The following is a 24485-nucleotide window of genomic DNA, read 5'->3' on the forward strand; positions in this document are numbered from 1 at the left end:
AACGACCCCCGCCGCTTGCCGAACCGCGGTGCCCGGCATGCGAGGGCAGCCATGGCCCTGCCGTCTGACGCCTTGCCGGTGACCGACCGGTGCCTCGATGCGGCGCCGATCCATGATCATGACTTCGGCCAAGGACGGCCGCGGCGTGCCGAGCGGCGCACCCTGGTCGTCATGGTCCTGACACTGGTCACGATGTTCGCCGAGGTCGCCGGCGGGCTGATCACGGGCTCGATGGCCTTGCTCGCCGACGGCATCCACATGGGCGGGCACAGCATCGCGCTCGGCCTTGCGGCGGGGGCCTACTATCTGGCTCGTCGTCATGCGCAGGATCGGCGCTTCAGTCTCGGCAGCGGCAAGATCATGGACCTCACCGCCTACACCAGTGCGTTGCTGCTGGTCGTCACGACCCTGTGGCTGGTGGTCGAATCCGTGCACCGACTGCTCGACCCGCAAGCGTTGCGTGCCGCGGAGGCGCTGGCGGTGGCCGTGATCGGACTGGTCGTGAACCTGGTTTCGGCCTGGTTGCTAGCCGGCGCCCACGAACACCACCGGGCGGATGCTCATGACGACGGCGATTCAGCGGTGGCCGGCGCGGCGGCGCACGGACACGGCCACGATCAAGACCACAACCTGAGGGCTGCATTGGTCCATGTACTGGCCGATGCCCTGACCTCGATTGCGGCGATCGCGGGTCTGATCGCGGCCTGGTTATGGGGCTGGAATTGGCTCGATCCAGTCATCGCGCTGATCGCGGCGGTCGTGATCATGAAATGGGCCATCGGGCTGTTGCGACGAACCGGCGCCATCCTGCTCGATTCGGAAGGACCGGCCGCGCTGCGCGACCAGGTCACGGAACGGCTGGAAGGAGTCGGCCCGAGCCGGGTCACGGATCTGCACCTGTGGTCGGTGGGGCAGGGCGGCTGGACGCTGGTCGCCTCGGTCGTGACCCATGCCTCGGTGTCGCCGCAGGACTACCGGCTGGCGCTCGGGTCGGTGCACGGTCTTCACCACCCAATCATAGAAATCCACCATTGCCGACTTTGTCCGGCGCAGCCAACCGGCTCCGGCGGTCCGGGTTAGGCTGGCTCGAGGCACCTGGCCACGTCCAGGGTGCGGCACTGAGAGCCGCACCCGTCGGCGTGGCGTGGATCAGTCTTCGAGCCGGTAGTGGGCGCCGCAATAGGGGCAGACCGCCTCCCGATTCGGCTCGTCCTCGATCGGCAGGAATACGCGCGGGTGCATGTTCCATAGCGTGTCGGCCGGTCGCGGACAGCATAGCGGCAGGTCCGCGTGCGTGACCCGGATGATTCCGGATTCCGGATGGGGCGCGCTGGGGGCGGCAGGGTTTGTGTTGGGCATCGCCATCGGCATGTCTCTCGTTTCGTTTCCGCGGCGGCCTGTCGAGAGGCCGTCCCGTCAGACCAGGGTGAGCCACTCCGGGTGCTCTCCGCGACGGCCATGGACCTGATCGAAGTAGAGGCTTTGCAGCCGCTCCGTGATCGGACCCCGGGTACCACAGCCGATCGCGCGCCCGTCGACCTCACGAATCGGCGTGACCTCGGCGGCGGTGCCGGTGAAGAAGGCCTCGTCGGCGATGTAGACCTCGTCGCGGGTGATGCGCTTTTCGATGACCGGCAGGCCGATCTCGGCGGCCAACGTCATCACCGTGCGGCGCGTGATGCCGTCGAGCGCCGACGTCAGGTCCGGCGTGTACAGGACGCCATCGCGCACGATGAAGATGTTCTCGCCGCTGCCCTCCATCACATAGCCGGCCGTATCGAGCAGCAGCGCCTCGTCGTAACCGTCGCGCAGCGCCTCTTGCAGTGCCATCATCGAATTCATGTAGTTGCCGTTGGCCTTGGCCCGGCACATGGTCACGTTGACATGGTGGCGCGTGAAAGACGACACCCGCACGCGGATCCCGCGGCGCATGTTGTCTTCCCCCAGGTAGGCGCCCCAGGACCAGGCAGCGACCATGACATGGACCTTCAGGTTGTCGGCGCGCAGGCCCATCCCCTCGGAACCATAGAAGCACATCGGGCGGATGTAGCCGGAGCTCAAGCCGTTCTCGCGAACCGCGTCGCACTGCGCCTGGTTCAGCGTGGCTCGGTCGTAAGGGATCGTCATGCCGAGGATGTGCGCCGAGTTGAATAGACGATCCGTGTGCTCCCGGAGCCGGAAGATCGCTGCTCCCTGGGCCGTTTCGTAAGCCCGGACACCTTCGAAGACCCCCATGCCGTAATGCAAGGTATGGGTCAGCACATGGATCTTGGCCTCGCGCCAAGGCCGCATCTCGCCGTCCAGCCAGATCAATCCGTCTCGGTCTGCCATCGTCGTCATCGCATCACTCCAGATCGGCGGTCGGTGCCGCCCGATACCCAAAAGCCAGTCGTCGTCGTCCACCGGGTCGAGGTTGGATCCCGGGCTGTCGTGGTTACGGTTCTCATCGAGCCGACGTTCGATGGATCACGAACCGGTCCGCTCGCCCATCAGTACGGCCCACAGTTCGGCGACGCGGTGCCGCTGAGCGAGCAGCTGGTCGTCGGGGACCGATGCCGGGCGACCGCACAGCGTGCTGCGGTGGTAGGCGGCACGCAGCACCTTGTAGGCGTCGGTCAGGTCCGTGGCCGCCGAACCGGGTAGCAGATCCAGCGCCGCGAGGGTCTCGAGCAGTCGGATGTTGTCGGTCCAGCGGGTTAGTTCCGGGTGGTCCGCGGACCAACGCAGCACCGCGTATTGGACCATAAACTCGATGTCGGCAATACCGCCAGTGCCCTGTTTGAGATCGAACAGACCGCGGCCGCTTCGATCGAGGTTCGCGCGCATCTTCTCGCGCATCGCGCGGACCTCCTCGCGTAGCCTTCCGGGGTCGCGCCGACGCGCGAGGATCTCGCGGCGTAGCGCCTCGAAACCTTGCGCGAGGACTGGGTCCCCGGCGATCGGGCGGGCCCGGACCAGGGCTTGGTGTTCCCAGGTCCAGGCGTCGTTCGCTTGATAACCGGCGAAGGCGTGCAGCGAACGGACCAGGAGCCCTTTATTGCCGTCTGGGCGCAGGCGCATGTCGACCTCGTAGAGCAGACCCGAAGGGGTCCGCGTGGTCAGCATGTGGATCATGCGTTGGCCCAGCCGCAGGAAGAACTGCTGGTTGGAGATCGGGTGCGGGCCATCGGTCATCGCCGTGACCGGATGGTTGCCGTGGATGAAGACGAGATCGAGGTCCGATCCGTAACCGAGCTCGATGCCGCCCAGCTTGCCGTAGCCGATCACGACGAAACCGAGGCCCGAGCCCGAGACCTCCCGTGGTGGGCCGTGGCGCGTGGCCAGATGTCCATAGGCCAAGGGCAGGACGCGAGATACCGTGGCCTCGGCGATCTCGGTCAGGTAATCGCTGACGATCATCAGCGGAATCGCATCGGTCAGGTCCGCAGCGGCGACCCGCAGGATGTTTCCGTGTGCGAATTGTCTCAGGTACTCCATTTGTTGCTCGAGATCCTGGTCACCGACCCGCGCGAGCAGGACGCCGAGTTGTTCCTCGAGATCGCTGCGACGCAGCGGCGCATAGAGACGCTGTGGATCGATCAGCTCGTCGAGCAGCAGGGGATAACGTGCGATCTGGTCGCTGACCCACCCGCTCATCCCGGTCAACCTCGCCAATTGCGCGAGGATCGTCGGATACTCGATCAGCATGGCCAGATAGGCCGTGCGTCGGGCCACGGCCGTCAGCACCTTGAGGATCCGTTCCAGCGCGGCATCCGGCGTATCCGACGAGGCGATCACGCCGATGACGCGCGGCATCAGTTCAGCGAGCCGCTCGCGACCGCGGCGACTGATGTCCATGCGCTCGGTCGCCGCACGGAATTGATCGAGACGGGTCAGCGCCGCGGCGGGGTCGGCGAAGCCAGCCTGTGCCAACAGTTCCTGATCCCGCAAGGCGTCCGTGTCACCCCGCCACAGGGCCTCGAAAGACGAGGTGTCGGCCGCCTGTTCGACCGGGCTCGCGAACACCTGGTCGAAATGCGCTTGCACGGCGTGGCGGTAGCGATCGAGCTCGGCCATGAACGCCGTCCAGTCGGAGAACCCCAAGCCATGCGCCAATCGGCCGCGGTCTTCCGGTGCACGCGGCAGCGAGTGGGTCTGTCGATCACGCCAGGCCTGCAGGTGGTTCTCGACCCGCCTCAGAAAGCAGTAAGCGTCGTCGAGTTCTCGGACGGCCTCACCCGGTAACAGGCCTTTTGCGGCCAACCGCGCCAACACCTGGCGCAAGGGTCGTATCTGCAGATCCGGATCGCGTCCGCCGCGGATCAATTGGAAGGCCTGGGCGATGAATTCGATCTCGCGGATGCCGCCTGGCCCGAGCTTGATGTTGTCGACCATGCCCTTGCGTTGAAGATCCTTGGCGATCAGACGCTTCAGCTCACGCAACGAGTCGATGGCGCCAAAATCCAGGTAACGACGGTAGACGAAAGGCCGCAACAAGGTCATCAGTCGCGCGCCATCCGCCGGGTCTCCGGCGACGATCCGCGCCTTGATCATCGCGTATCTTTCCCATTCGCGGGCCTGGAACTGGTAATAGTCCTCGATCGCCGAGAAACTCATCGCCAGCGGGCCGGAGTCGCCGAACGGCCTGAGCCGGGTATCGACGCGAAAGACGAAGCCGTCGATGGTCTGGGTGTCGAGCGCCTGCACCAGGCGTTGTGCGAGGCGGATGAAGAACTGTTCATGGGTCAGCGGGCGGGGCGCCGTCAGCTCGCCGTGGCTCGGAAAGGCGAAGATCAGGTCGATGTCCGACGACAGATTCAGTTCGCGGCCACCAAGCTTGCCCATGCCGAGGACCACGAGTCGCAATGGCCGGCCGTCGGCATCGAGCGGCGAGCCGAGCTCCGCCACGGCCCATTGGTGGAGGCGATCCAGGGTCTGGGCGATACAGCAGTCGGCCAATTCGCTCAGCTCGGCGAGGGTCTCATCGAGGTCGGCCCAGGCGGCCAGGTCGCGCCAGATGATGCGCACCATCTGCCGCCGCCGGAAGCCGCGCAGCGCGGTCATCAAACCGGTGTCGTCGCTGACGTCGGCGAGCGCCGAGGTCAGTTGCTGGGTTAGTTCGCCCTCGCGGAGGCGGCGTTCCAGCATGCCCTCGGCGAGGAGTTCGGCGAGTATCTCCGGTGCCCTGGCGCAGCTGCTGGCGACGTACTCGCTGCCGTGCCAGACCCGCTGACGCGCCTCGCTCCAGACCGGATCGTCCGGCCATGTCACACCTTGCTCACGCGTCCAAGCGAGCCAATCTTGCCAGTGGCGTTCGGTGGTGCTGGTCGTATCGTTCATCTCAGTAGGGTGCCGTAGCACGAAGCTAGACCGCCAGCCACCCGCTTTGCTCCGGCCGCGGCATCTTCTCGCCCATGCCGCGTTGTGCGCCGTGACGGCCAGGCGTGATGGTCGACGCGATCGTCAGGGTCGGAAATCCCACGGTGATCGGGCGAATCGAGGTAGTGCCGGGTTGTGTTAGACTCCGGGCGCTTAAGCCGAGTTGAATGGATCCGAGCACCGCGAGGCCTGAATGCGTGGGCGATCCTCGAATCCAGCGAGCTCGAACGCCCAGCGTCACTCGATCGACAGAGCGCGGGTGGTCGGAGGCGAGCCATCGAAAACCTTCGCATCGCGCGATAGACGCGGCGCGAGCAGGCCGGATACGCAGCGATCATCGGGGTCTTGCACAGCGATGGCCATGAATAGACAAGCCTGTGGGCGTCGCCGGGCGACCTTTGGTTCGGGCACAACGTGCCCGGACGAACCCTATCATAAGGCATTCGCGGGGGCGAGATCGGCCGCCTTGGTCGAATCCCGGCAGCTCGCTCTGAGGTAGCCCTGGTGCGTCGAGCGGGACGTGGATTATTGCCACGGATACACGCGGATCAACACGGATATGGACCAGAACGGCTTGGTTCGAGCGGAAAAATCCGTGTTCATCCGTGTCGGTCGGTGGTCTATTTCGGGATTTCGTCGAGACTGTCGGGGCCGCGATGATGGCCTTGGAGGTGACATGATGTCTGTGTTGGACTGCGCCGACCGGCGAGCACGGCGAGCCCGTTCGAAGCCGAGGTCGGGACGGTTTCTCAGTCTCGTCGGTCTGGCCTTGGTTTGGCAATGCGTCGTCGCGGAGGAACCGATGCCGGCGGAACAGCGGATCGGCGAGGATGCCCAACGCGGGCTGTCGCTCACCATCTATCAGGATGACCTGGCCTTGGTCCGCGACCGGCGCCAGGTCGAGTTGGACCAAGGGGAGAATCGCATCGCCTGGCGGTCCGTGTCGGTCGGGATCCGCCCCGAGACGGCCTTGCTCTCGCGCAGCGATGGTCAGCTCGCGGTGAGGCTGCTCGAACAGAACTTCGACTTCGACCTGCTGACCGCCGACAGCCTTCTTCGGAAGTATGTGGGTCGCACCGTCCAAGTGATCCGAACCAATGACGCCGGGGAGCGGATCGTCGAGGAGGCCAGTGTGTTGGCCGCGAACGATGGGGTGGTCCTGCGCTACGCCGATCGGATCGAGACCCAGGTCATCGGGCATCTGGCATTTCCGGATGTGCCGCCGGACCTGCGCGACCAGCCGACGCTGGTGCTGCACCTCGAGGCGGCGGCCGGCGGCGCCGGCGAGCTCGAGCTGACGTATCTGACCGGCGGGCTCGAATGGCAAGCCGATTACGTCGCCGATCTGACGCTCGATGCCTCGATGATGGACCTCGCGGGCTGGGTGACCCTGACCAATCGCAGCGGCATCGCCTATCGCCAGGCCGAGGTCCAGCTGGTGGCCGGCGAGGTCCATCAGGTGACCGCGCCTGCACGGCTGGCGCCATTGGCGTCGCTGGCCCTCAGGGCGGAACCGATGGCCCTGCCCGAGCAGGAGGCCTTGTTCGAGTACCATCTCTACCAGCTGCCGCGCCGAACCGATATCCTCGATCAGCAGACGAAACAGGTAGCCTTGCTCGCGGCGCCCGGGGTTCCGGTGATGCAGGAACTGGTGCTCGAAGGTGCGGCCTTTGCTTATCGGACGCAGGTCGGCACCGGTTGGACCCGCCAGCCGGTCGAGGCGCGCCTGGTCTTCGACAACCGCGACGGCCCTCTCGGCATCCCGTTGCCAAAGGGTGTCGTGCGTGTCTACGGGCGCGATCGATCGGGTCGCCCTCAGTTTCTCGGTGAGGACCGGATTGACCATACGCCGAAGAACGAGACCGTGACGCTGAAGCTTGGCGAGAGCTTCGATGTCACAGCCCAACGCAAGCAAACCGCGTTTCGCAAATTGGGCGGGACCGGACCTTACGACTACCTGTTCGAGGCGGCCTTCGCACTCGAGCTCAAGAACGCGAAGACCGAGCCCGTGACGGTCAAGGTCTACGAGTCATTGCCCGGCGATTGGCGGATGCTCGATGAAAGCGAGCGTCACACCAAGGAAGCGGCGAATCGGCTGTCCTGGGTGGTCGAGGTCCCGGGCGAAGGGTCGACGACGCTGACCTGGCGCGCCGAGGTCCGCCAGTGAGGCCCCGGCGCGAAGCCGGCGGTGCGTCGAGCTCCGCGAAATCCGCGACCGCTGGAGAGCTGAGATGTCCGGTTTGACTCACTTCAATGCGGCCGGCGAGGCCCAGATGGTCGACGTCGGTGACAAGCCCGCGACCCTCCGCGTCGCGGTAGCCGAAGGCTGGATCCGGATGCGACCCGACACCCTCGCGCGAATCGTCGCGGGTGCGCATGACAAAGGGGACGTGCTCGGCGTCGCTCGCGTCGCCGGGATCATGGGGGCCAAACGAACCGCGGACTTGGTGCCCTTGTGTCACCCATTGAGCCTGACCCAGGTCACGATCGATCTGGATCCGCACCCGCAGCAGTCGGCTGTCCATTGTCGGGCCCGGGTCGCGACGCGCGGGGCCACCGGCGTCGAGATGGAGGCCCTGTGTGCCGTCCAGGTCGCCCTGTTGACCATCTATGACATGTGCAAAGCGGTCGACCGCGCGATGACCATCGAGGGTGTCAGGTTGCTCGAGAAGCAGGGTGGTCGATCGGGCCATTGGCTGGCCGATGAGCCGCAGGGTCCCTCCGCGTCGAATCGATGCGCGCATCCCCCGAAGTCCCCATGAATCGCTACGCGCCAACGGATACCACGAATTCCTTTTATCAAGGCGCCCGGTTCCTGACCGCGGCGTCGCAACTCGACCAGGCACCGCCGGATCAGGGTTCGGAGGTGGCCTTCATTGGCCGTTCCAATGCGGGGAAATCCAGTGCGATCAACGCGATCTGCCATCAGGGCAGTCTGGCTCGCACCAGCAAGACACCAGGTCGTACGCAGCAGTTGATCTTTTTCGCGCTCGACGCCGAACGCCGCCTGGTCGATCTGCCAGGTTACGGCTATGCCAGGGTCGCGATCGACATCAAGGCCGAATGGCAAGGCTTGATGTCGCACTATCTGGAGCGCCGCCGCGCGCTCACCGGGCTCGTCATCTTGATGGATTGCCGCCATCCGCTGACCGTATTCGATCGCGAACTCCTCGCTTGGGGAGACCGACGCGGCCTGCCGCGGCTGCTCCTGCTGACCAAGGCCGACAAACTGCGCCGCGGCCCAGCGGCGGCCGTTCGCAGCGAGGTCCAAAAGGGCGTACGGGACCATGCCGGGCCGATTCAGGTGGAACTCTTCTCGGCGCACGCCCGCGTCGGCATCGGGCCGGTCCAGGCGTGGCTCGACGAACGGCTCGGGGTCCCGCGCGCCGGCTAGCCGGTTTCCGGTACCCCGTCGTCGGGTGTCGCGCAGTCAGAACTCGCCCGCCGCGGCCCCTTGCATGATCCGGAGAATGGTGTCGCGGACGCGGATCGCCGAGGCCTTGAGGTCGTCTGGAAGCGGGTGGCCGCCGTAGATCATCAGATCCAGGTTCATCGAGTAGAGCCACAGGCGCCCGTCGTGATCCTCGAGCAGTGCGATCCGGCATGGCATGAAGCCGCTGTAGTGATCGCGGTAGTCGAGCATATCGCGACCGACAAGGGCATCGCAGAAGGACAGGAAGTTGACATATCGGTAGGTTTCGCCGGTGATCGCCTCGATCTGGCGATAGAAGGGGGCCTCTCCGGCGAAGAAGAAGTCGTTCGCAATGGCCAGGCTCTTCAAGGACTCGATGACGTCATCGGTGCTGAGACCTTCTTCGACCGGGACCGCCCACATCATCGCGGCACCCGGCTCACCGGTGCGCCACAGTTCGCTCGCGAACTCGCGGTAGACACTGACGAACCCTGGATCGAACTCGTCGAGTTTCGGTAACAGCCGCAGCGATACGACGATCACCAATATCAGGGTTGCGACCCCGATCAGGGCGAACAGGTTACGGATCAGTTTCATCAGGTTGGGTTCCTTGGCGGTGAGATGTCGAGGCAGGCGGTCGGCGGTGCGGCGTGTCGCCGGAGCCTCTGTCGAGCTCGATCGACACGCCGACCGTCGGCTGATTGGACCATGCCGACCGCCGCCGTTGTTGGAAGCGGCGGCGAGTCGACACGGCCCGAGGCGTTCGGACTGGACTCAGTCGTCCGCCTCCGGGACCGGCATCATCGGGGCCGGCCCTGACCACGCAGGCGGCGCGCCGTAGGGCACCGGTTCGGCATCGCCGGGCCAGGCTGGCGGATAGGCCGGGCCCCAGTAAGACCCCTTTGGGCCAGGACCCCAGCCGTCACGTGGCCCGAACTCCGGCCAGCCCGGGGCAAAGGCGGGGCCACCCCGCTCGAAGGCCGGGACGCCCGGTTCGCTGTCGAACGGGTAGGGTGCTGCGCCGAAGATCGCGGCCGCGGCCTCACGCTGTTCGTCGGTCATCGCCTCGACGGTCTCTCGATAGGTCTCCCAGCGTTTGCGCATCGCCTCACGGCGCTGCTCGACGGCCTCCCATGGCGGGCTCGCCGGCAGTTCGTAGCCGCGCTGCGCCGCTCGCGAGCGGGTCTCTTCCCAGCGTAACCTGTTCAGCGTCCGGCGTTGGTCGGCGGTCAGATCGCGCACGAAGGCGTGGTAGGCGCGGCGCTCGGCGTCGGTCGTCAGGCGCCATGGTGGCGTTTCGGGAAGCTCGATCCCTTCTCCTGCCGCGCGTTCGCGCAAGGCCGCGTAGTGCTCGTCGCGCACAGCGTCGCGTTGCATCGCGGGCATCCCGCGCCCGGCCCAGCCAGGCATTGCTGGTGGTGATTCGTGCGACCAGGGTGGCGCCTCCGGCAGGTCGAGCCCAACCTCGGCAGCACGTTCGCGTAACTCTTGATAGCGGCGTTCCCGTTCCGCGTTCGTCTGCGCGCGCCACTGCTCGGCGCGGGCCTGGGCCGCGGACCTTGGATCCGGCGCCGCCGTCTCCGTACTGGCCTGGGTCGTGTCGTCGGCTGGTTCCGTTGCGGTCGACTCGGTCTCAGCGATCGCCGACTGGGCGAGCGTGAGGCCGAGCGCCGTGACAGAGGCGAACAGGATCAGTCGGTCTGGTCTCTTCGTCATGTTGGCAAGCTCCGTTGTGGATCGATGGTCTCCCGGCGCGCGCCCGGGCGAGGCCCGGCTCGTTCGCGTGTGTCGATTATGAACGAGTCGCGGCCAGGATTCACGAGCGTGCCGAGCGAAACGGTCGGGTTTCGCCAGGGGCGCCGGGGATCGCGCTCGTGGTCCGGTCAGCCGGGTCCATGGACGCGCGCCACTTCGATCCGTCGCCGGTGGCTGCCACCAAGCTGTTAAGATCCTGACCAGAGTCCAGGCATACGGAACGAGGATGGAGGAGACCCGATGCGGATCGACGACCTGATGAGCAAGACGGGTGTCGCCTTCGGTACGAGTGGGGCACGAGGTCTGGTCGCAGCCATGACGGATCAGGTGTGCTACCTCTACGTGCTCGGCTTTCTGCAATATCTGAGGGAGCAAGGTGAGCTCGGCGATTCTGGCGAGGTTGGCATCGCCGGGGATCTGCGACCGAGCAGCCCACGCATCATGGCGGCCTGCGCCGAAGCGGTGGCCGATTTCGGTCTGCGGCCGCGCTATTTCGGCTGCATCCCGACTCCGGCCCTCGCGGCCATCGGGATCGCGCATCGGATGCCGACCATGATGGTGACCGGCAGTCATATTCCGGACGATCGGAATGGAATCAAGTTCAATCGACCCGACGGCGAGATCCTGAAGGAACACGAAGCCGGGATTCGTGCCCAGGATGTACCCTCCCCGGATGACCGCTTCACGGCCGATGGTGCCTTCGTCGCTCCCATGGCCATGGCCTTGCCGCCGGAGGACCCCAGCGCGTACGAGGCCTATATCAGGCGCTATCTGGATTTCTACCCGGCCGCGGGCCTTGCCGGGGTGCGAGTCGGGCTCTACGAGCACTCGACGGTCGCGCGGGGCGCCTTCGATGCGGTCTTGACCGCGCTCGGCGCCGAGGTCGTGCGGCTCGGACGCTCCGAGACCTTCGTTCCGGTCGATACCGAAGCAATCCGCGCCGAAGATCTGACCTTGGCCCGTGAGTGGGCCGCGGGCGGGGCGTTCGATGCGTTGGTCTCGGCTGACGGTGATGGGGACCGGCCCCTGGTCGCTGATGAGTCCGGGACCTGGCTGCGCGGCGACATCGCTGGTGTCCTCTGCGCCCGTCACCTGGGCGCCCGGTACGTGGTCACGCCGGTCAGCAGCAACAGTGTCGTCGAGCGATGTGGTCGGTTCGAGGGTGTCGTGCGGACCCGCATCGGCTCCCCGTACGTGATCGCCGCGATGGAGGAGCTGCGACGGATCGCTCCCGGCCCGGTCGTCGGCTACGAAGCCAACGGTGGATTCATGACCGCGAGCGATATCGAGCGCACCGGTCGCCGGCTCCCGGCCTTGCCAACCAGGGACGCGCTGATCGTGGTCTTGAGCCTGTTGTTCGACGGCCCCGCCCGGCGCCGGCCGATCTCGCAACTGCTCGCCGAGATGCCGGAGCGCCATACCTATAGCGATCGGCTCGTGGACTTTCCTTCCGCGCTCAGCGACCAGCGTCTCGCCGAGCTGACGCGTGGCGACGATGAGGAAAACCGCCAGGCGGTCGATGCGCTGTTCGCGGCCGACTTCGGGCCTGCGGTGGAGATCGATACGACCGATGGGTTACGGATCACCTTCGCCAGCGGAACGGTTGCGCATCTGCGCCCGTCCGGCAATGCCCCGGAGCTGCGCGCCTATACCGAGGCCGACAGTGTCGCCACGGCACGCGAGATGAATCGCCGGTGCCTCGAAATCCTGTCCGGTTGGCGTGACTGACGAGGACCAGAACGAGAGGCCGACCCAGGCCACCCTGGCGCCGAGGTCATGGCCAAGAAGGACGCCGTGCTCCGCGACTGGCTAACTAAGCGCGGGCTGCGGCCCGCCGGGCCGACCGTCTACGCCTACTGCGATGGGCCGATGATCCCGTGATTCCTGCGCCGCTGCGAGGTGCTGATCGAGGTTGCCGCCACCATGCGGCTTTCCCCGTAACGGTCGGCCGCTTGCCCGCGCCGCCTCGATTCAGGCCACCGACTCCAGATCAACCAACCGGTAGCCGGCTTTCAATAGCCCCTGTTGATGCAGGTGCTGCAGCAACCGGTTGACCCCCGCGGCGATGCTGATCTCGCCGGCGGGCAGGTGGACCTCCGCGGCGAGCGGAGGCTCGTAAGGGCTGTCGATACCGGTGAACTGCTTGATCTCGCCGCGCTCAGCGCGCGCGTAGAGACCTTTCGGGTCGCGTTCCCGGCAGATGTCGAGCGGCGTGTCGACGAACACTTCGATGAATTGACCGGGCGGCATGATGTCGCGGACGATTTGACGATCGGCACGAAACGGCGAGATGAAAGCGGCCATTACGATCAGCCCGGCGTCGGCCATCAACTTGGCGACCTCGCCAACCCGGCGGATGTTCTCCTTGCGGTCCGCGTCGCTGAAGCCGAGGTCGCCGCACAGGCCGTGGCGCACGTTATCGCCATCGAGCAGGTAGGTGTGGTAGCCCTGATCGATCAGGATCTGTTCCAGCGCGCCGGCCAGTGTCGATTTGCCCGAGGCGCTCAAGCCGGTGAACCAGACGACGGCCGGTTGCTGTCCCTTTTGGGCGGCGCGCACGTCTCGGTCGACCGGGTGATGATGCCAAACGACGTTATCCGCCATGGTGTGTCCTCCGTTCATGACTATGCGATCTCGAGGGCCCCTTGGTGTCAGATTGACCGGACTCGGGGATTCTGAGAACGACTCGAAGGCCCCGTGCGGGGCCGCTATCCCGAGCGCAGTGCCCGGATTCAAAGAGTCGCGTCGCGATCGGCTCAGATATCTCTCAGCAACGCGTTGATGCCGACCTTGCTCCGCGTTCGTTCATCGACCTGCTTGATGATCACGGCGCAGTACAGACTGTGGCTCCCATCCTTGGCCGGAAGGTTCCCCGGCACCACGACCGCACCGGCCGGGACCCGACCGTAGGTGACCTCGCCGGTTTCCCGGTGATAGATCTTCGTGCTCTGACCGATGTAGACGCCCATCGAGATCACGGCACCCTCTTCGACGACGACCCCCTCGACGATCTCCGAGCGGGCGCCGATGAAGCAGTTGTCTTCGATGATGGTCGGGGCCGCCTGAACCGGTTCCAGCACGCCGCCGATCCCAACGCCGCCCGACAGGTGGACGTTCTTGCCGATCTGGGCGCAGGACCCGACCGTGGCCCAGGTATCGACCATGGTGCCCGAGTCGACGTACGCGCCGATGTTGATATAGGACGGCATCAGGACGCAACTCGGGGCGATGAATGCGCCCCGACGGGCGGCGGCCGGTGGTACGACGCGCACGCCGGCATCGCGGAACTCGCGCGAGTTGTAATCGGCGAACTTGGACGGGACCTTGTCGTAATAGTTCGTGAACCCGCCCTTGATGAACGAGTTGTCCTCGATCCGGAAGGACAGGAGCACGGCCTTCTTGATCCAGTCATGGACCACCCAGGCGCCGTCGCGTTTCTCGGCCACCCGCAGCTCGCCGCGATCGAGTCGCTCGATGGTGTCGATGATGGCATCGCGAACCAGGGTCTCGACGGTCCGTGGCGTGATCTCGGCACGGCGTTCGAAGGCGTCATCGATGATGGAATGGTTGTCGCTCATGGCTGGCTCCAGTGGTATAGGGTTGCAATGATCGCTCAGATGGACTCGACATGATCGCGGATCCGATGGGCGCCTTCGACGCATTCGTCGAGCGTGGCCACCAGCGCCAGCCGCATCCGGCCGGACCCGGGGTCATGGCCCCCGATGGCCCGTGACAGGAAGGACCCGGGTAATACGGTGACATGCTGGTGCGCGAACAGGCCGCGTGCGAAGTCGGTGTCGGGGATCGGTGTCTTGGGCCACAGATAGAAGCCGGCGGCGGGGGCGGTGACATCCAGCGAGCCACCCAAGGCATCCAGGACCGCGGCGAACTTCTCCCGATACAGCCGACGGTTGATGATGACATGTTGTTCATCGTTCCAGGCGGCGATGCTCGCGTATTGGTGCTGCAGCGGCATCGCACAGCCATGATAGGTTCGGTATGTCAAGAAGCGCGCCAATATCTGCGCATCGCCGGCGACGAAACCAGAGCGCAGACCCGGCGCATTCGAACGCTTCGATAGGCTGTGGAAGACCACGCAGCGCGAGAAGTCGTCGATCCCGACGGCCGCGGCCGCTTCGAGCAGGCCGGTCGGTGGTCGCGACTCGTCGAGGTAGATCTCCGCGTAGCACTCATCGGAGGCAATGACGAAGTCATGGCGTTGGGCCAGCAGGACCAGCTGTTCGAGTGTTGCGCGATCGACGACCGCCCCGGTCGGGTTGCCGGGCGAACACAGGTACAGCAGCTGGCAGCGTTTCCATGTGGCCTCGGCGACAGCGGCGAAATCCGGGATGTAGCCGTTTTCGGCGCGACACGGCAAATAGTGCGGCTCGGCGCCGGCGAGCCAGGCCGCGCCCTCGTAGATCTGGTAGAAGGGGTTCGGCATCAGGACCAGGGGTGAGGAACCCCGGTCGACGATCGCCTGAGCAAAAGCGAACAGGGCCTCGCGGGTCCCGTTGACCGGCAGGACCTGCGTCTCGGCGTCGATCGGCGTGCGGTCCAACCCATAACGCCGGGTCAACCAGGTGGCAATCGCCTCGCGCAGTTCGACGAGCCCGCGCGTGGTCGGATAGACCGACAGCTTATCGAGCCGATCCGCGAGTGCTTGCCTGATCAGCGCCGGCGTTGGATGCTTCGGTTCACCGATCGACAGCGCGATATGGGCCTTGTCCGCTGGAGGTAGAAGGCCGCGCTTGAGTGTGGCGAGGCGCTCGAACGGATAGGGTTGGAGGTGGACCAGGTCCGAATTCATGCTGTGTCGCCGAATGGTGCTGATGGCTGGTCTGCCTCAGTCGCGGGGTCCTGAGCTGTCATGAGAACCGATGGAGCACGGCCTTGGTCTCGTCAGTCGGCAAGCGCGGGCCCAGGCTGGTGACGAGCTTGGCCGCGGCCGCGCAGGCCAGTTCGCCGGCACGCTGGTGACCCCAGCCCTGGGTCAGGCCGTGCAGAAAGGCGCCGGCGAACATGTCACCAGCCCCGACCGTGTCGACGGCCTGTACTTTGACGGGCGGGATCTCGATCAGGTCCTGGCCGTCGTAGATCAGCGCCCCCTTCGGGCCACGGGTGATCGCGAACTCGCGCGCGATCCGCTTGAGCGCCTCGACCGTGGTGCCGAGATCCTGGCTGTCGGCCATGCCCATCGCCTCGGCCTCGTTGGCGAATAGCAGATCCACGCCGCCGCCGATCATCTCGAGCAGGCCGTCTTTGAAATACCGGACCATGTTCGGATCCGAAAGCGAGAAGGCCGTGCGGATTTGCGCCTCGTCGGCCCAGCTCTTCGCTTGGACGGCCGCGCGACGGGCCGGCGTCGAGGTCACGAGGTAGCCCTCGGTGTAGAGGTAGTCGGCCTCGCGCAGCGCGTCGGAAACCAGTTCCCGCTCGGACAGCTCGCAACTGATACCGAGAAAGGTGCACATGGTCCGATCACTATCGGGGGTGACCAGTACGACGCAGCGTCCGGTGTGTCCGTCGTCGCGCTCGCATTGGTGATTGGTATCGACGCCGGCGGCGATCAGGTCGTGCATGTAGAACTGCCCGAGCGCGTCGTCGGCCACTTTGCAGGAATAGAAGGTTTGCCCCCCGAACTGGTTGACCGCGATGACGGTGTTCGCTGCGGAGCCGCCCGAGCCGCGCTTGTGGGGTCGTTCCGCCAGGTGGGCCATGATCTCCAATTGCCGCGCCTCGTCGACCAGCGTCATGACCCCCTTGTCGATCTGGAGGCGTTCCAGATCCTCGACCGTGACCTCGTATTCCATGTCCACCAGGGCGTTGCCGATCGCATAGACGTGATACCTGCGCATGATGACTCCTAAACAAGGGGTGAATTCGGTGTGCCGCGTGGTCGGCGCGACGCGGTCAGTTTACCGGATCCGCAGCGAATCTCGGCCGCCTGCCGTCGCGGGTCGAACCGCGTTGTTCGGGCGCTCGCCGGATCCGAGCGTGGGTTTTCCGGGCACGCCCGATCAGGTCCGGGCCGCCGGACCGGCGGCCCGGTCACCGGCGCTAGTCGGCATCCGGCGTCTTGAGTTTGACGACTTCGGCGTTGAGATCGACCGTCGCCGCCGCGCGCAGATTCATGATGGTTTCCGCTACCTTATCCCGCTGCAGCGCATTGACGAGATACGGCCTGGCCTCGTCGAAGGTAGGGGGCTGAGCCTTGCGGGTCTCTTCGAGCAATATCACGTGCCACCCGAATTGGGTCCGAACCGGCTGCTTCGTGTAACGCCCTGGTGCGAGTTCCTGTAACGCCGCCGCGAAGGGTTGAACCATCTGGTCCGCGCTGAACCATTCGAGTTCACCGCCCCGCTCGCCGGTCGGGCCGAGCGAGTGCCGACTGGCGAGTTCGGCGAAGGCCGCGCCCTTGTCGAGTTCGGCGATCAGTCGTTTCGCCTCCTCTTCATCGTCGACCAGGATATGGCGAGCCTTGTACTCGGTGCGTTCGGCGTCGGCGACGAACAGTCTGTACGCCTCCTGCAACTCGGCATCACTGGGCGGTTGTTCCTGCGCGATCGATTGAATGGTCGCGTTGGACAGGATCTTGAGCTGCTGCAGGGCAAGGGCCTGGCGCACCTCGGCGTGCCGATCCAGGCCGCGCCGCTGGCCCTCCTGGGCCGCGACCACCAGGTTGACGAACTCGTTGAAGGCTTGTTCCTGGAAGTTCGAGGTGTTGGTTGCCTGCTCCTGTTGGAGCCGTTCGAAATAGAACAGGCGAAAGAGATCCAGTGGCAACTCTTGACCGTTGATCGTCGCGATCAGGGTCTCGTCCGTCGGGGTGTCGGCGGCCCAGGGTGCCGCGATCGGCCAGGCGACGGCCAGGGTGAGGCTTGCAGCGAGTATCGTGGGACGCAACGTCTTCATCGATTGGGGTTCCTAGGGAATCGGTTTTGGTCGGGTCGAGACAGGTCAGGCGGGTAATACCTTCACAAAGGGTTTGACGGAGATGTGTTCGTAGACGCCGGCCTGAACATAGGGGTCGGCCGCGGCCCAGGCCTGGGCCGTGGCCAGATCGGGGAACTCGGCGATGATCAGGGAGCCGGTCATTCCGGCCGGTCCGGGGTCCGGGCTGTCGACTGCCGGGTGCGGCCCAGCGACCAACAGACGCCCGTCATCCTGCAGCTGTCGCAGTCGTTCCAGATGAGCCGGGCGGGCCGCTTGGCGCGCGCTCGAACTGTCAGGCCGATCCTGAGCGATGATCGCGTAATACACCTCGGTGAGTCTCCTTCTGTTGAATCGGAGAGCCAGTGGCTGGCTCGTCTCCCGGCCCTGTTCGACCCTCAGCGGTGGCCCCCGGTTCTTAAGGGCACCGTGAAAATTTCACGATGCCCGGGCGGAGCACGGAGGCCTCTTGGAAAAGGTCCTGGGTGATTTTTCAAGGTCGCCTCGAGGAAGGCGCCGCTCGGATCGTCAGGCGTGTCCTTCGCCTGGCCGAACGAGGGCAACCAACACCGGTAAGGCGATCTGAAGTAGAATCGAAAAATGAACAGGATTCCGGATCTGCACAGCCATTCCACGGCCTCCGACGGCACCCTGACGCCTGAACAGCTGGTGATCCGGGCGTGGGCCGCCGGGGTCGAGGTCTTGGCGCTGACGGACCATGATACCACCGCTGGCTTGGGCGCGGCGGCGTCGGCTGCGGCCACCTGCGGTTTGGTCCTGGTTCCCGGCGTCGAGGTCTCGGTGACCTGGGGTGGGCGCACGGTTCACGTCGTCGGGCTGCACATCGACACGCATTGTCCTGAGCTCGCGCAGGGGCTGGCGGGATTGCGCGCCTATCGCGACTGGCGGGCGCAGGAGATCGGGCGGTGCCTCGCCCGCTGCGGGATCGCCGGGGCGTATGACGGGGCACTGGCCTTCGCTCGGGGTCCCTTGATCGGCCGCACCCACTTTGCCCGTTTCATCGTGCAACAGGGGCGGGCCAAGAACGTCGCCGACGTCTTCAAGCACTTTCTGGTGCGCGGCAAACCCGGCCATGTCCCGGGCGATTGGGCGACGCTGGAGGACGCCGTGTCCTGGATCCTTGCGGCGGGCGGTCAAGCCGTGATCGCGCACCCGGGTCGCTACGGTTTCAAGCGCGCCAAGATGCGCGAACTGTTGGGCGGCTTCCGCGAGCTCGGCGGGGTGGGCGTCGAGGTGATCTCCGGCAGCCATAGCCGTGACGATGCCTTCGTCTTTGCCCGGTGGGCGCGCGACATGCGGTTGCTTGCATCGGCCGGCAGCGATTATCACGGTCCCGAGGAGGCTTGGATCGAGCTTGGGCGTCTGCCGGCCCTGCCACCGGGTTGCACGCCGATCTGGGCGGATTGGACGAATGGGTTGCACGGGCAGCGAGCCGTGGGTTTTTCCTGACGCCAGGCGATGGGGGCCGGGCATGGCGCAGTTTTTTCAGATCCACCCGCAGAATCCGCAGCCGCGGCTGATCCGCCGCGTGGTCGAAATCCTGCTCGATGGGGGTGTCATTGTCTATCCGACGGATTCCTCTTATGCGTTGGGTTGCCAAATCGGCGAGAAAGGGGCGATGGAGCGGATCCGGCGCCTTCGTCGGCTCGACGACAAACACAACTTCACGCTGGTGTGCCGTGACTTGTCGGAGATCACCAGTTACGCGAAGATCGACAACCAGGGGTTTCGCTTGCTGAAGGTGGTGACCCCCGGCCCCTACACGCTGATCTATCAGGCGACCAAACAGGTACCGCGGCGCCTGTTGCACCCCAAGCGCAAGACGATCGGCCTGCGGGTGCCCGACAACGAGATCTGCCGAGCCTTGCTCGCGGCGCTCGACCAGCCGATCCTGAGTTCGACCTTGATCCTGCCCGGCGATGACCGGCCCTTGACCGATCCCGATGATATGCGCGAGCGGCTCGATCACGAGGTCGATGTGATCATCGATGGCGGGTTTTGCGGTCTGGAGGCGACCACGGTCGTCGACATGACGCAGGACGCCCCGGTAGTGTTGCGCGTCGGCAAAGGCGATCCGAGGCTCTTCGAGGAATAGCGCGGCGCGCCGTATAATCCGGACGTGGAGCCCATCAACAGCATCCAGCTCGCGGCCATTTTGGCCATCCCGGTCCTCTTTGCGATCACGGCGCACGAGGCGGCCCATGGCTGGGCGGCGAACCGTCTCGGGGATCCGACGGCCCTGCGCCTCGGGCGCGTGACCTTCAACCCGCTCAAGCATATCGACGCGCTGGGAACCCTGGTCGTGCCGATCCTGACCCTGATGCTGGCCGGTTTCCTGTTCGGTTGGGCGAAACCGGTCCCGGTCGATTGGCGCAACCTGCGCGCGCCGCGGCGGGACATGGCGCTGGTGGCGCTGGCTGGGCCAGGTGCGAATCTGGTCATGGCCCTGTTCTGGGGTCTGGTGGTCACGCTGAGTCTCGGTCTTGGCGATCAGTGGCCCTGGCTGACGGCGCCTTTACTGCTGATGGGCGCCGCCGGTGTCCTGATCAATGTGCTGCTGATGGTGCTCAATCTGTTTCCGTTGCCGCCGTTGGACGGCGGTCGGATACTGACCGCGCTGCTGCCGCCGCGCCTTGCGATCGGTTTCGCCCGGATCGAGCCGTTCGGCCTGGTTCTCTTGGTGCTTCTGCTGGTGTTCGGCTTGTTGGGTGCGGTGCTGTGGCCCGCGATGATGGCCGTCATCAGCCTGCTGCCGGGCGGCGATGCCGCGATGGCGATCGTGCTGGATCGGTTCGGCCGATCCGGCTAGTTCTGTCGAACCAAAGAGGAAGAGAATTCTTGGCCCCCGCGACTGCACAACATGCCCGTGTCCTGTCTGGTATGCGACCGACAGGGCGTCTCCACCTCGGCCATTATCATGGTGTCTTGAAGAATTGGCTGGAATTGCAGCACGAGTTCGAGTGCTTCTTCTTCGTGGCCGATTGGCATGCGTTGACGACCCATTACGAGGATCCTTCGGTGATCCCGGGCAGCACCGAAGAGATGGTCATCGACTGGCTCGCCGCCGGCATCAACCCCGGATCGGCGACGCTCTTCATCCAGTCGCGCATCCCGGAACACGCCGAGCTTCATCTGCTGCTGTCGATGATCACGCCGCTCGGCTGGTTGGAGCGGGTACCGAGCTACAAGGACCAGCAGGAGCGGCTGAAGGAGCGTGACCTGGCGACGTACGGTTTTCTCGGCTACCCCTTGCTTCAGAGCGCGGATATCCTGATCTACAAGGCCGGCCAAGTGCCGGTGGGCGAGGATCAGGTTGCCCATGTGGAGTTGACCCGCGAGGTGGCGCGGCGCTTCAACCACATCTATGGACGCGAGCCCGATTTCGCCGACAAGGCCGAGCAGGCCAAGCGCAAGATGGGTAAGAAGAACGCCCAGCTGTTCGACCGGCTGCGGCGGGCCTACCAGGAGCAGGGCGATCAGGAGGCCCTGGAGGTCGCCCGCGCGTTGCTGGACGGCCAAGGCAATATCACGATCGGCGATCGGGAGCGCCTGTTCGGCTATCTCGAAGGCAGCGGCCGGGTCATTCTGCCGGAACCGCAACCGCTCTTGACCCGTGCCTCGAAGATGCCCGGCCTCGACGGGCAAAAGATGTCCAAATCCTATAACAACACGATCGCGCTGCGCGACGACCCGGCGATGATCGAAAAGGCCCTGCGCACGATGCCGACCGATCCGCAACGGGTCCGCCGCACCGACCCGGGTGAACCGGAAAAATGCCCCGTGTGGGCCTTTCATCAGGTCTACTCGGGGGATCCGGTGCGAGCCTGGGTCCAGCAAGGTTGTCGTAGCGCCGGCATCGGTTGCCTCGAGTGCAAGCAACCGGTCATCGATGCGGTGCTCGCCGAGTTGGCCCCGATCCAGCGACGCGCCGAGGAGTATGCCCAGCAGCCGGAGCTCGTGCGTAGCGTCATCAACGAAGGTTGCGAGCGTGCCCGGGCAGTCGCGCGGGAAACCCTCGATGAGGTCCGCCATGCTATGTCGCTGATCACGGTCTGAACCCGTGGTGCGGGAGGAATGCGTCGGGCCAGCAGAGGGGGAGCGGACCGACGGCGGACCGACGGTGGTCCCCTTTGCCGTGGTCCTCGGTGCACCGCTGTTCAAGTTGCCGGAGGATCTCTATATCCCGCCGGATGCATTGGAGGTCTTCCTCGAAACCTTCGAAGGTCCCCTCGATCTGTTGCTCTATCTGATCAAACGGCAAAACCTCGATATCCTGGATATCCCGATCGCGCGCATCACCGAGCAGTACATGGAATACGTCGAGCTGATGAAGCAGGCCCGCTTGGAGCTCGCGGCCGAGTATCTGGTGATGGCCGCGATGCTGGCCGAGATCAAGTCGCGGATGCTGTTGCCCCGTCCGGCTCAGGATCATGACGAGGATCAGGATCCGCGTGCCGAGTTGATCCGGCGTTTGCAGGAATACGAGCGTTTCCGGCAGGCGGCGTTGGATATCGATGCCTTGCCGCGCCTCGATCGCGATCATTACCAGACCCGCGTTGCGGTTCCGACGGATCGGATTCGCCGGATCCCTCCCGATGTCGCGTTGCACGAATTGCTCGGCGCGCTCCGCGATGTGATCGCGCGCGAGGGCCTGTTCGCGAGCCATCGCGTCGAACGCGAGGCCTTGTCGGTTCGAGAGCGCATGACGCGCATCCTGGAGCGGCTCTCCGCCGGCGGCTTCGTCTCCTTCGTCGAGCTGCTCGACGCCCGTGAGGGACGCGCCGGTCTGGTCGTCACCTTTCTTGCCGTGCTCGAATTGGTCAAGGACGCGACGCTCGAGTTGGTGCAATCCGAGCCCAGTGCGATGCTCCATGTGCGTCCGCGTCGCTCCGAGGCCCTATGACCCGGCCCCCGCTTGAACACATCATCGAGGCGGCCTTGCTGGCGGCCGGTCAACCACTGACTCTCGATCGCTTGCTGGGTCTGTTCGGCGACGACGAGCGCCCCGCCCGGGAGGCCGTGCTGGACGCGCTGGCCGCGCTGGATCGCGACTATCGCCACCGCGGTCTCGAGTTGGTCGAGGTGGCAGGGGGTTACCGAGTCCAGGTGCGGCGCGAGGTGGCGCCTTGGGTGGCGCGTCTGTGGGACGAGAAACCGGGCCGTTACTCGCGGGCCCTGCTCGAGACCTTGGCGCTGATCGCGTACCGCCAGCCGATCACCCGCGGCGAGATCGAAGAGATTCGGGGGGTGGTCGTCAGCACCAATATCATGCGGACCCTGCTCGAGCGGGAATGGGTGCGTATCGTGGGCCATCGTGACGCGCCAGGACGCCCAGCGCTGTTCGGCACGACGCGCCAATTCCTCGACTATTTCGGTCTGCGCTCGCTCAATGAGCTGCCGCCGCTGGCCGAGTTACGGTCGCTCGATGCCATCGCGGCCGAGCGGCCTGAGTTTGGCATGCCGACCCAGGCCATCGCCCATGCTCAGCCCGAGGAGGCCGATTGAACTTGGCGGCAAGACCCGTGGTTGCGGGGATACGGAAAGACGGGTGCGCCGCCTCGTTCGTGATCGACCCGATCGCGGGCAGGGTAAGCGCGGCCTTCAATCTGGTCGATTCTGGGCGGGCCTGGAGCCGGTGCGCGATTGGGCATGTCGGCGCGACATAGGCGTCCTTTCGGTGGACGGACGCAACGAGCAGGCCCTATCGAGCCGCTCGTTGGCATGTATTTTGGTACCGGGGGCCGGACTCGAACCGGCACGGTGTTGCCACCGTCAGATTTTGAGTCTGATGCGTCTACCAGTTTCGCCACCCCGGCGTGGTGTTCCGCATGGGCGTGCAAGTATAGCCATTCGCCGCCAAAGGACAAGCCTTGATTCGCGCGACTGAGGTAAGATCCGCGACCATGCGGCGCGCGGACTTTCATTACGACCTCCCTCAGGACCTGATCGCGCAACGGCCATTGGCCGAGCGGGGCGCGAGTCGTCTGCTGCGCCTCGATGGGCCGACCGGTGCCCGCGAGGATTTGGTCTTTGGCGACCTGCCACGGCTTCTCCGTAGCGGCGATCTGTTGGTGTTCAATGATACGCGGGTCATCCCGGCCCGGCTGTTCGCCCGCAAGCCGACCGGCGGTCGCGTCGAGATCCTGATCGAGCGGTTGCTCGGGTCCGACGAGGCCTTGGCCCATTGTCGTGGCGGCAAAGGGCTGCGCCCTGGGGCCGAACTGGCGGTCGAGGGCGGCGGGACCTTGGTCATGATCGCGCGTGATGAGGGGCTCTTTCGTTTGCGCTGTCCGGATGAGGATCTGCGCGCGCTGATGCGGCGTACCGGGCATGTGCCCCTGCCTCCGTACATCGAACGGTCCGACGACGCGGCCGATCTGGTCCGTTATCAGACCGTCTACGCGCGTCGTGACGGGGCCGTCGCCGCCCCGACGGCGGGGCTGCACTTCGATGATGCGATGCTGGCGCGTCTGCGCGCGCAGGGCGTGCGGATGGCCTCCGTGACCCTGCACGTCGGGGCCGGAACCTTTCAGCCGGTGCGAGTCGAGTGGATCGAGGCGCACCAGATGCATGCCGAATGGCTCGAGGTCGATGCCTCGGTCTGCGCCGCGGTGCGGGCGACCCGCGCGGCGGGTGGTCGCGTCGTCGCGGTCGGGACGACCAGCGTGCGCAGTCTCGAGACGGCCTCCGCCGACGGTGCGATCGCGCCGTTTCGCGGCGACAGCCGTCTGTTCATCCGGCCCGGTTATCGCTTCCAGGTCGTCGATGCGATGATCACGAACTTCCACCTGCCGGAGTCGACGCTGTTGATGCTCGTCAGCGCCTTCGCCGGCCATGATCAGGTGATGGCCGCATATCGTCATGCGGTCGCGTACCGCTACCGTTTCTTCAGCTACGGGGACGCGATGTTCGTGACGCGGCGGGACCGATAAAAAATAGCGCGGCAAGGGATGCCGCGCCAATCAATACCACCAAAGGAGGATGGAGGAGTGTGCCGCTCGCGTAA

Annotated in this window: 23 protein-coding genes and 1 tRNA gene; 12 read left to right on the top strand and 12 right to left on the bottom strand. The window is 65.5% G+C overall.

The window, feature by feature from the left end; all coding sequences use genetic code 11:
- Positions 1-51 precede the first annotated feature (51 nt).
- On the top strand, positions 52-1080 hold the full coding sequence (dmeF, locus tag ABC977_RS00575; RefSeq protein ID WP_369665282.1) for a CDF family Co(II)/Ni(II) efflux transporter DmeF: 1029 nt from the start codon (positions 52-54) through the stop codon (positions 1078-1080).
- Positions 1081-1149: 69 nt separating this feature from the next.
- Here the strand turns inward: dmeF and ABC977_RS00580 are convergent, their stop codons facing one another.
- From ABC977_RS00580 to glnE, 3 genes are all read right to left on the bottom strand, one after another.
- Complete coding sequence (locus ABC977_RS00580) at positions 1150-1371, bottom strand: zinc-finger domain-containing protein (RefSeq protein ID WP_439849136.1); 222 nt, start codon at positions 1369-1371, stop codon at positions 1150-1152.
- Positions 1372-1416: 45 nt separating this feature from the next.
- Positions 1417-2340 carry a branched-chain amino acid transaminase gene (locus ABC977_RS00585; RefSeq protein ID WP_369665283.1) on the bottom strand — a complete coding sequence of 308 codons (924 nt, stop codon included), beginning with the start codon at positions 2338-2340 and terminating at the stop codon, positions 1417-1419.
- A gap of 126 nt (positions 2341-2466) precedes the next feature.
- Positions 2467-5319, bottom strand: a complete 2853-nt coding sequence (gene glnE / locus ABC977_RS00590; RefSeq protein ID WP_369665284.1) for a bifunctional [glutamate--ammonia ligase]-adenylyl-L-tyrosine phosphorylase/[glutamate--ammonia-ligase] adenylyltransferase — start codon at positions 5317-5319, stop codon at positions 2467-2469.
- Between the two features lie 715 nt (positions 5320-6034).
- Here glnE and ABC977_RS00595 point away from each other — a divergent pair.
- From ABC977_RS00595 to yihA, 3 genes are all read left to right on the top strand, one after another.
- Entirely contained in the window at positions 6035-7525 is a 1491-nt protein-coding gene (locus ABC977_RS00595) for a DUF4139 domain-containing protein (protein ID WP_369665285.1), read from the top strand.
- A 64-nt stretch (positions 7526-7589) separates the two neighbouring features.
- Positions 7590-8120: a cyclic pyranopterin monophosphate synthase MoaC gene (gene moaC, locus ABC977_RS00600; protein WP_369665286.1), complete on the top strand. Its 531-nt coding sequence runs from the start codon at positions 7590-7592 to the stop codon at positions 8118-8120.
- Positions 8117-8752: a ribosome biogenesis GTP-binding protein YihA/YsxC gene (yihA, locus tag ABC977_RS00605; protein WP_369665287.1), complete on the top strand. Its 636-nt coding sequence runs from the start codon at positions 8117-8119 to the stop codon at positions 8750-8752. The genes moaC and yihA overlap by 4 nt, the downstream gene beginning before the upstream one ends.
- A gap of 36 nt (positions 8753-8788) precedes the next feature.
- On the opposite strand, the gene ABC977_RS00610 is transcribed toward yihA, so the two are convergent.
- Together ABC977_RS00610 and ABC977_RS00615 are read right to left on the bottom strand one after the other, a co-directional pair.
- Positions 8789-9367, bottom strand: a complete 579-nt coding sequence (locus tag ABC977_RS00610) for a DUF302 domain-containing protein (RefSeq protein WP_369665288.1) — start codon at positions 9365-9367, stop codon at positions 8789-8791.
- A gap of 177 nt (positions 9368-9544) precedes the next feature.
- Positions 9545-10486, bottom strand: a complete 942-nt coding sequence (locus ABC977_RS00615) for a hypothetical protein (RefSeq protein ID WP_369665289.1) — start codon at positions 10484-10486, stop codon at positions 9545-9547.
- 279 nt (positions 10487-10765) lie between these two features.
- Between ABC977_RS00615 and ABC977_RS00620 the strand changes: the two genes are divergently transcribed.
- Positions 10766-12253, top strand: a complete 1488-nt coding sequence (locus ABC977_RS00620; RefSeq protein ID WP_369665290.1) for a phosphomannomutase — start codon at positions 10766-10768, stop codon at positions 12251-12253.
- A 243-nt stretch (positions 12254-12496) separates the two neighbouring features.
- Here ABC977_RS00620 and cysC read toward each other — a convergent pair whose 3' ends face one another.
- The 6 genes from cysC to ABC977_RS00650 form a co-directional block, all read right to left on the bottom strand.
- On the bottom strand, positions 12497-13129 hold the full coding sequence (cysC, locus tag ABC977_RS00625) for an adenylyl-sulfate kinase (protein WP_369665291.1): 633 nt from the start codon (positions 13127-13129) through the stop codon (positions 12497-12499).
- A gap of 152 nt (positions 13130-13281) precedes the next feature.
- Positions 13282-14103 carry a 2,3,4,5-tetrahydropyridine-2,6-dicarboxylate N-succinyltransferase gene (dapD, locus tag ABC977_RS00630; RefSeq protein ID WP_369665292.1) on the bottom strand — a complete coding sequence of 274 codons (822 nt, stop codon included), beginning with the start codon at positions 14101-14103 and terminating at the stop codon, positions 13282-13284.
- A gap of 35 nt (positions 14104-14138) precedes the next feature.
- A complete protein-coding gene (gene dapC / locus ABC977_RS00635; protein ID WP_369665293.1) occupies positions 14139-15335 on the bottom strand; it encodes a succinyldiaminopimelate transaminase in 1197 nt (398 codons plus the stop codon).
- Positions 15336-15393: 58 nt separating this feature from the next.
- Entirely contained in the window at positions 15394-16383 is a 990-nt protein-coding gene (locus ABC977_RS00640) for an adenosine kinase (RefSeq protein ID WP_369665294.1), read from the bottom strand.
- 202 nt (positions 16384-16585) lie between these two features.
- Positions 16586-17440: a peptidylprolyl isomerase gene (locus tag ABC977_RS00645; RefSeq protein WP_369665295.1), complete on the bottom strand. Its 855-nt coding sequence runs from the start codon at positions 17438-17440 to the stop codon at positions 16586-16588.
- Positions 17441-17485: 45 nt separating this feature from the next.
- Positions 17486-17788 (bottom strand): YciI family protein, encoded by a 303-nt coding sequence (locus tag ABC977_RS00650; RefSeq protein ID WP_369665296.1) that lies wholly within the window; start codon positions 17786-17788, stop codon positions 17486-17488.
- A gap of 270 nt (positions 17789-18058) precedes the next feature.
- Here ABC977_RS00650 and ABC977_RS00655 point away from each other — a divergent pair, with 270 nt between their 5' ends.
- From ABC977_RS00655 to scpB, 6 genes are all read left to right on the top strand, one after another.
- Entirely contained in the window at positions 18059-18928 is an 870-nt protein-coding gene (locus tag ABC977_RS00655; protein ID WP_369665297.1) for a PHP domain-containing protein, read from the top strand.
- 22 nt (positions 18929-18950) lie between these two features.
- Complete coding sequence (locus ABC977_RS00660) at positions 18951-19574, top strand: L-threonylcarbamoyladenylate synthase (protein WP_369665298.1); 624 nt, start codon at positions 18951-18953, stop codon at positions 19572-19574.
- A 24-nt stretch (positions 19575-19598) separates the two neighbouring features.
- Positions 19599-20288 carry a site-2 protease family protein gene (locus tag ABC977_RS00665; protein WP_369665299.1) on the top strand — a complete coding sequence of 230 codons (690 nt, stop codon included), beginning with the start codon at positions 19599-19601 and terminating at the stop codon, positions 20286-20288.
- 29 nt (positions 20289-20317) lie between these two features.
- Positions 20318-21535, top strand: coding sequence for a tryptophan--tRNA ligase (locus tag ABC977_RS00670; protein WP_369665300.1), 1218 nt, complete (start codon positions 20318-20320; stop codon positions 21533-21535).
- A 64-nt stretch (positions 21536-21599) separates the two neighbouring features.
- Entirely contained in the window at positions 21600-22382 is a 783-nt protein-coding gene (locus ABC977_RS00675; RefSeq protein WP_369665301.1) for a segregation and condensation protein A, read from the top strand.
- Positions 22379-22984, top strand: coding sequence for an SMC-Scp complex subunit ScpB (gene scpB / locus ABC977_RS00680; protein WP_369665302.1), 606 nt, complete (start codon positions 22379-22381; stop codon positions 22982-22984). Before ABC977_RS00675 ends, scpB begins: the two co-directional genes overlap by 4 nt.
- A 224-nt stretch (positions 22985-23208) precedes the next feature.
- Here scpB and ABC977_RS00685 read toward each other — a convergent pair.
- Positions 23209-23295 (bottom strand) — tRNA-Leu (locus tag ABC977_RS00685).
- 87 nt (positions 23296-23382) lie between these two features.
- Here ABC977_RS00685 and queA point away from each other — a divergent pair.
- On the top strand, positions 23383-24411 hold the full coding sequence (gene queA, locus ABC977_RS00690; RefSeq protein ID WP_369665303.1) for a tRNA preQ1(34) S-adenosylmethionine ribosyltransferase-isomerase QueA: 1029 nt from the start codon (positions 23383-23385) through the stop codon (positions 24409-24411).
- Positions 24412-24485 lie beyond the last annotated feature (74 nt).

The organism is Thioalkalicoccus limnaeus, assembly GCF_041197575.1.
GTDB classification, from domain to species: Bacteria; Pseudomonadota; Gammaproteobacteria; order Chromatiales; family Chromatiaceae; genus Thioalkalicoccus; species Thioalkalicoccus limnaeus.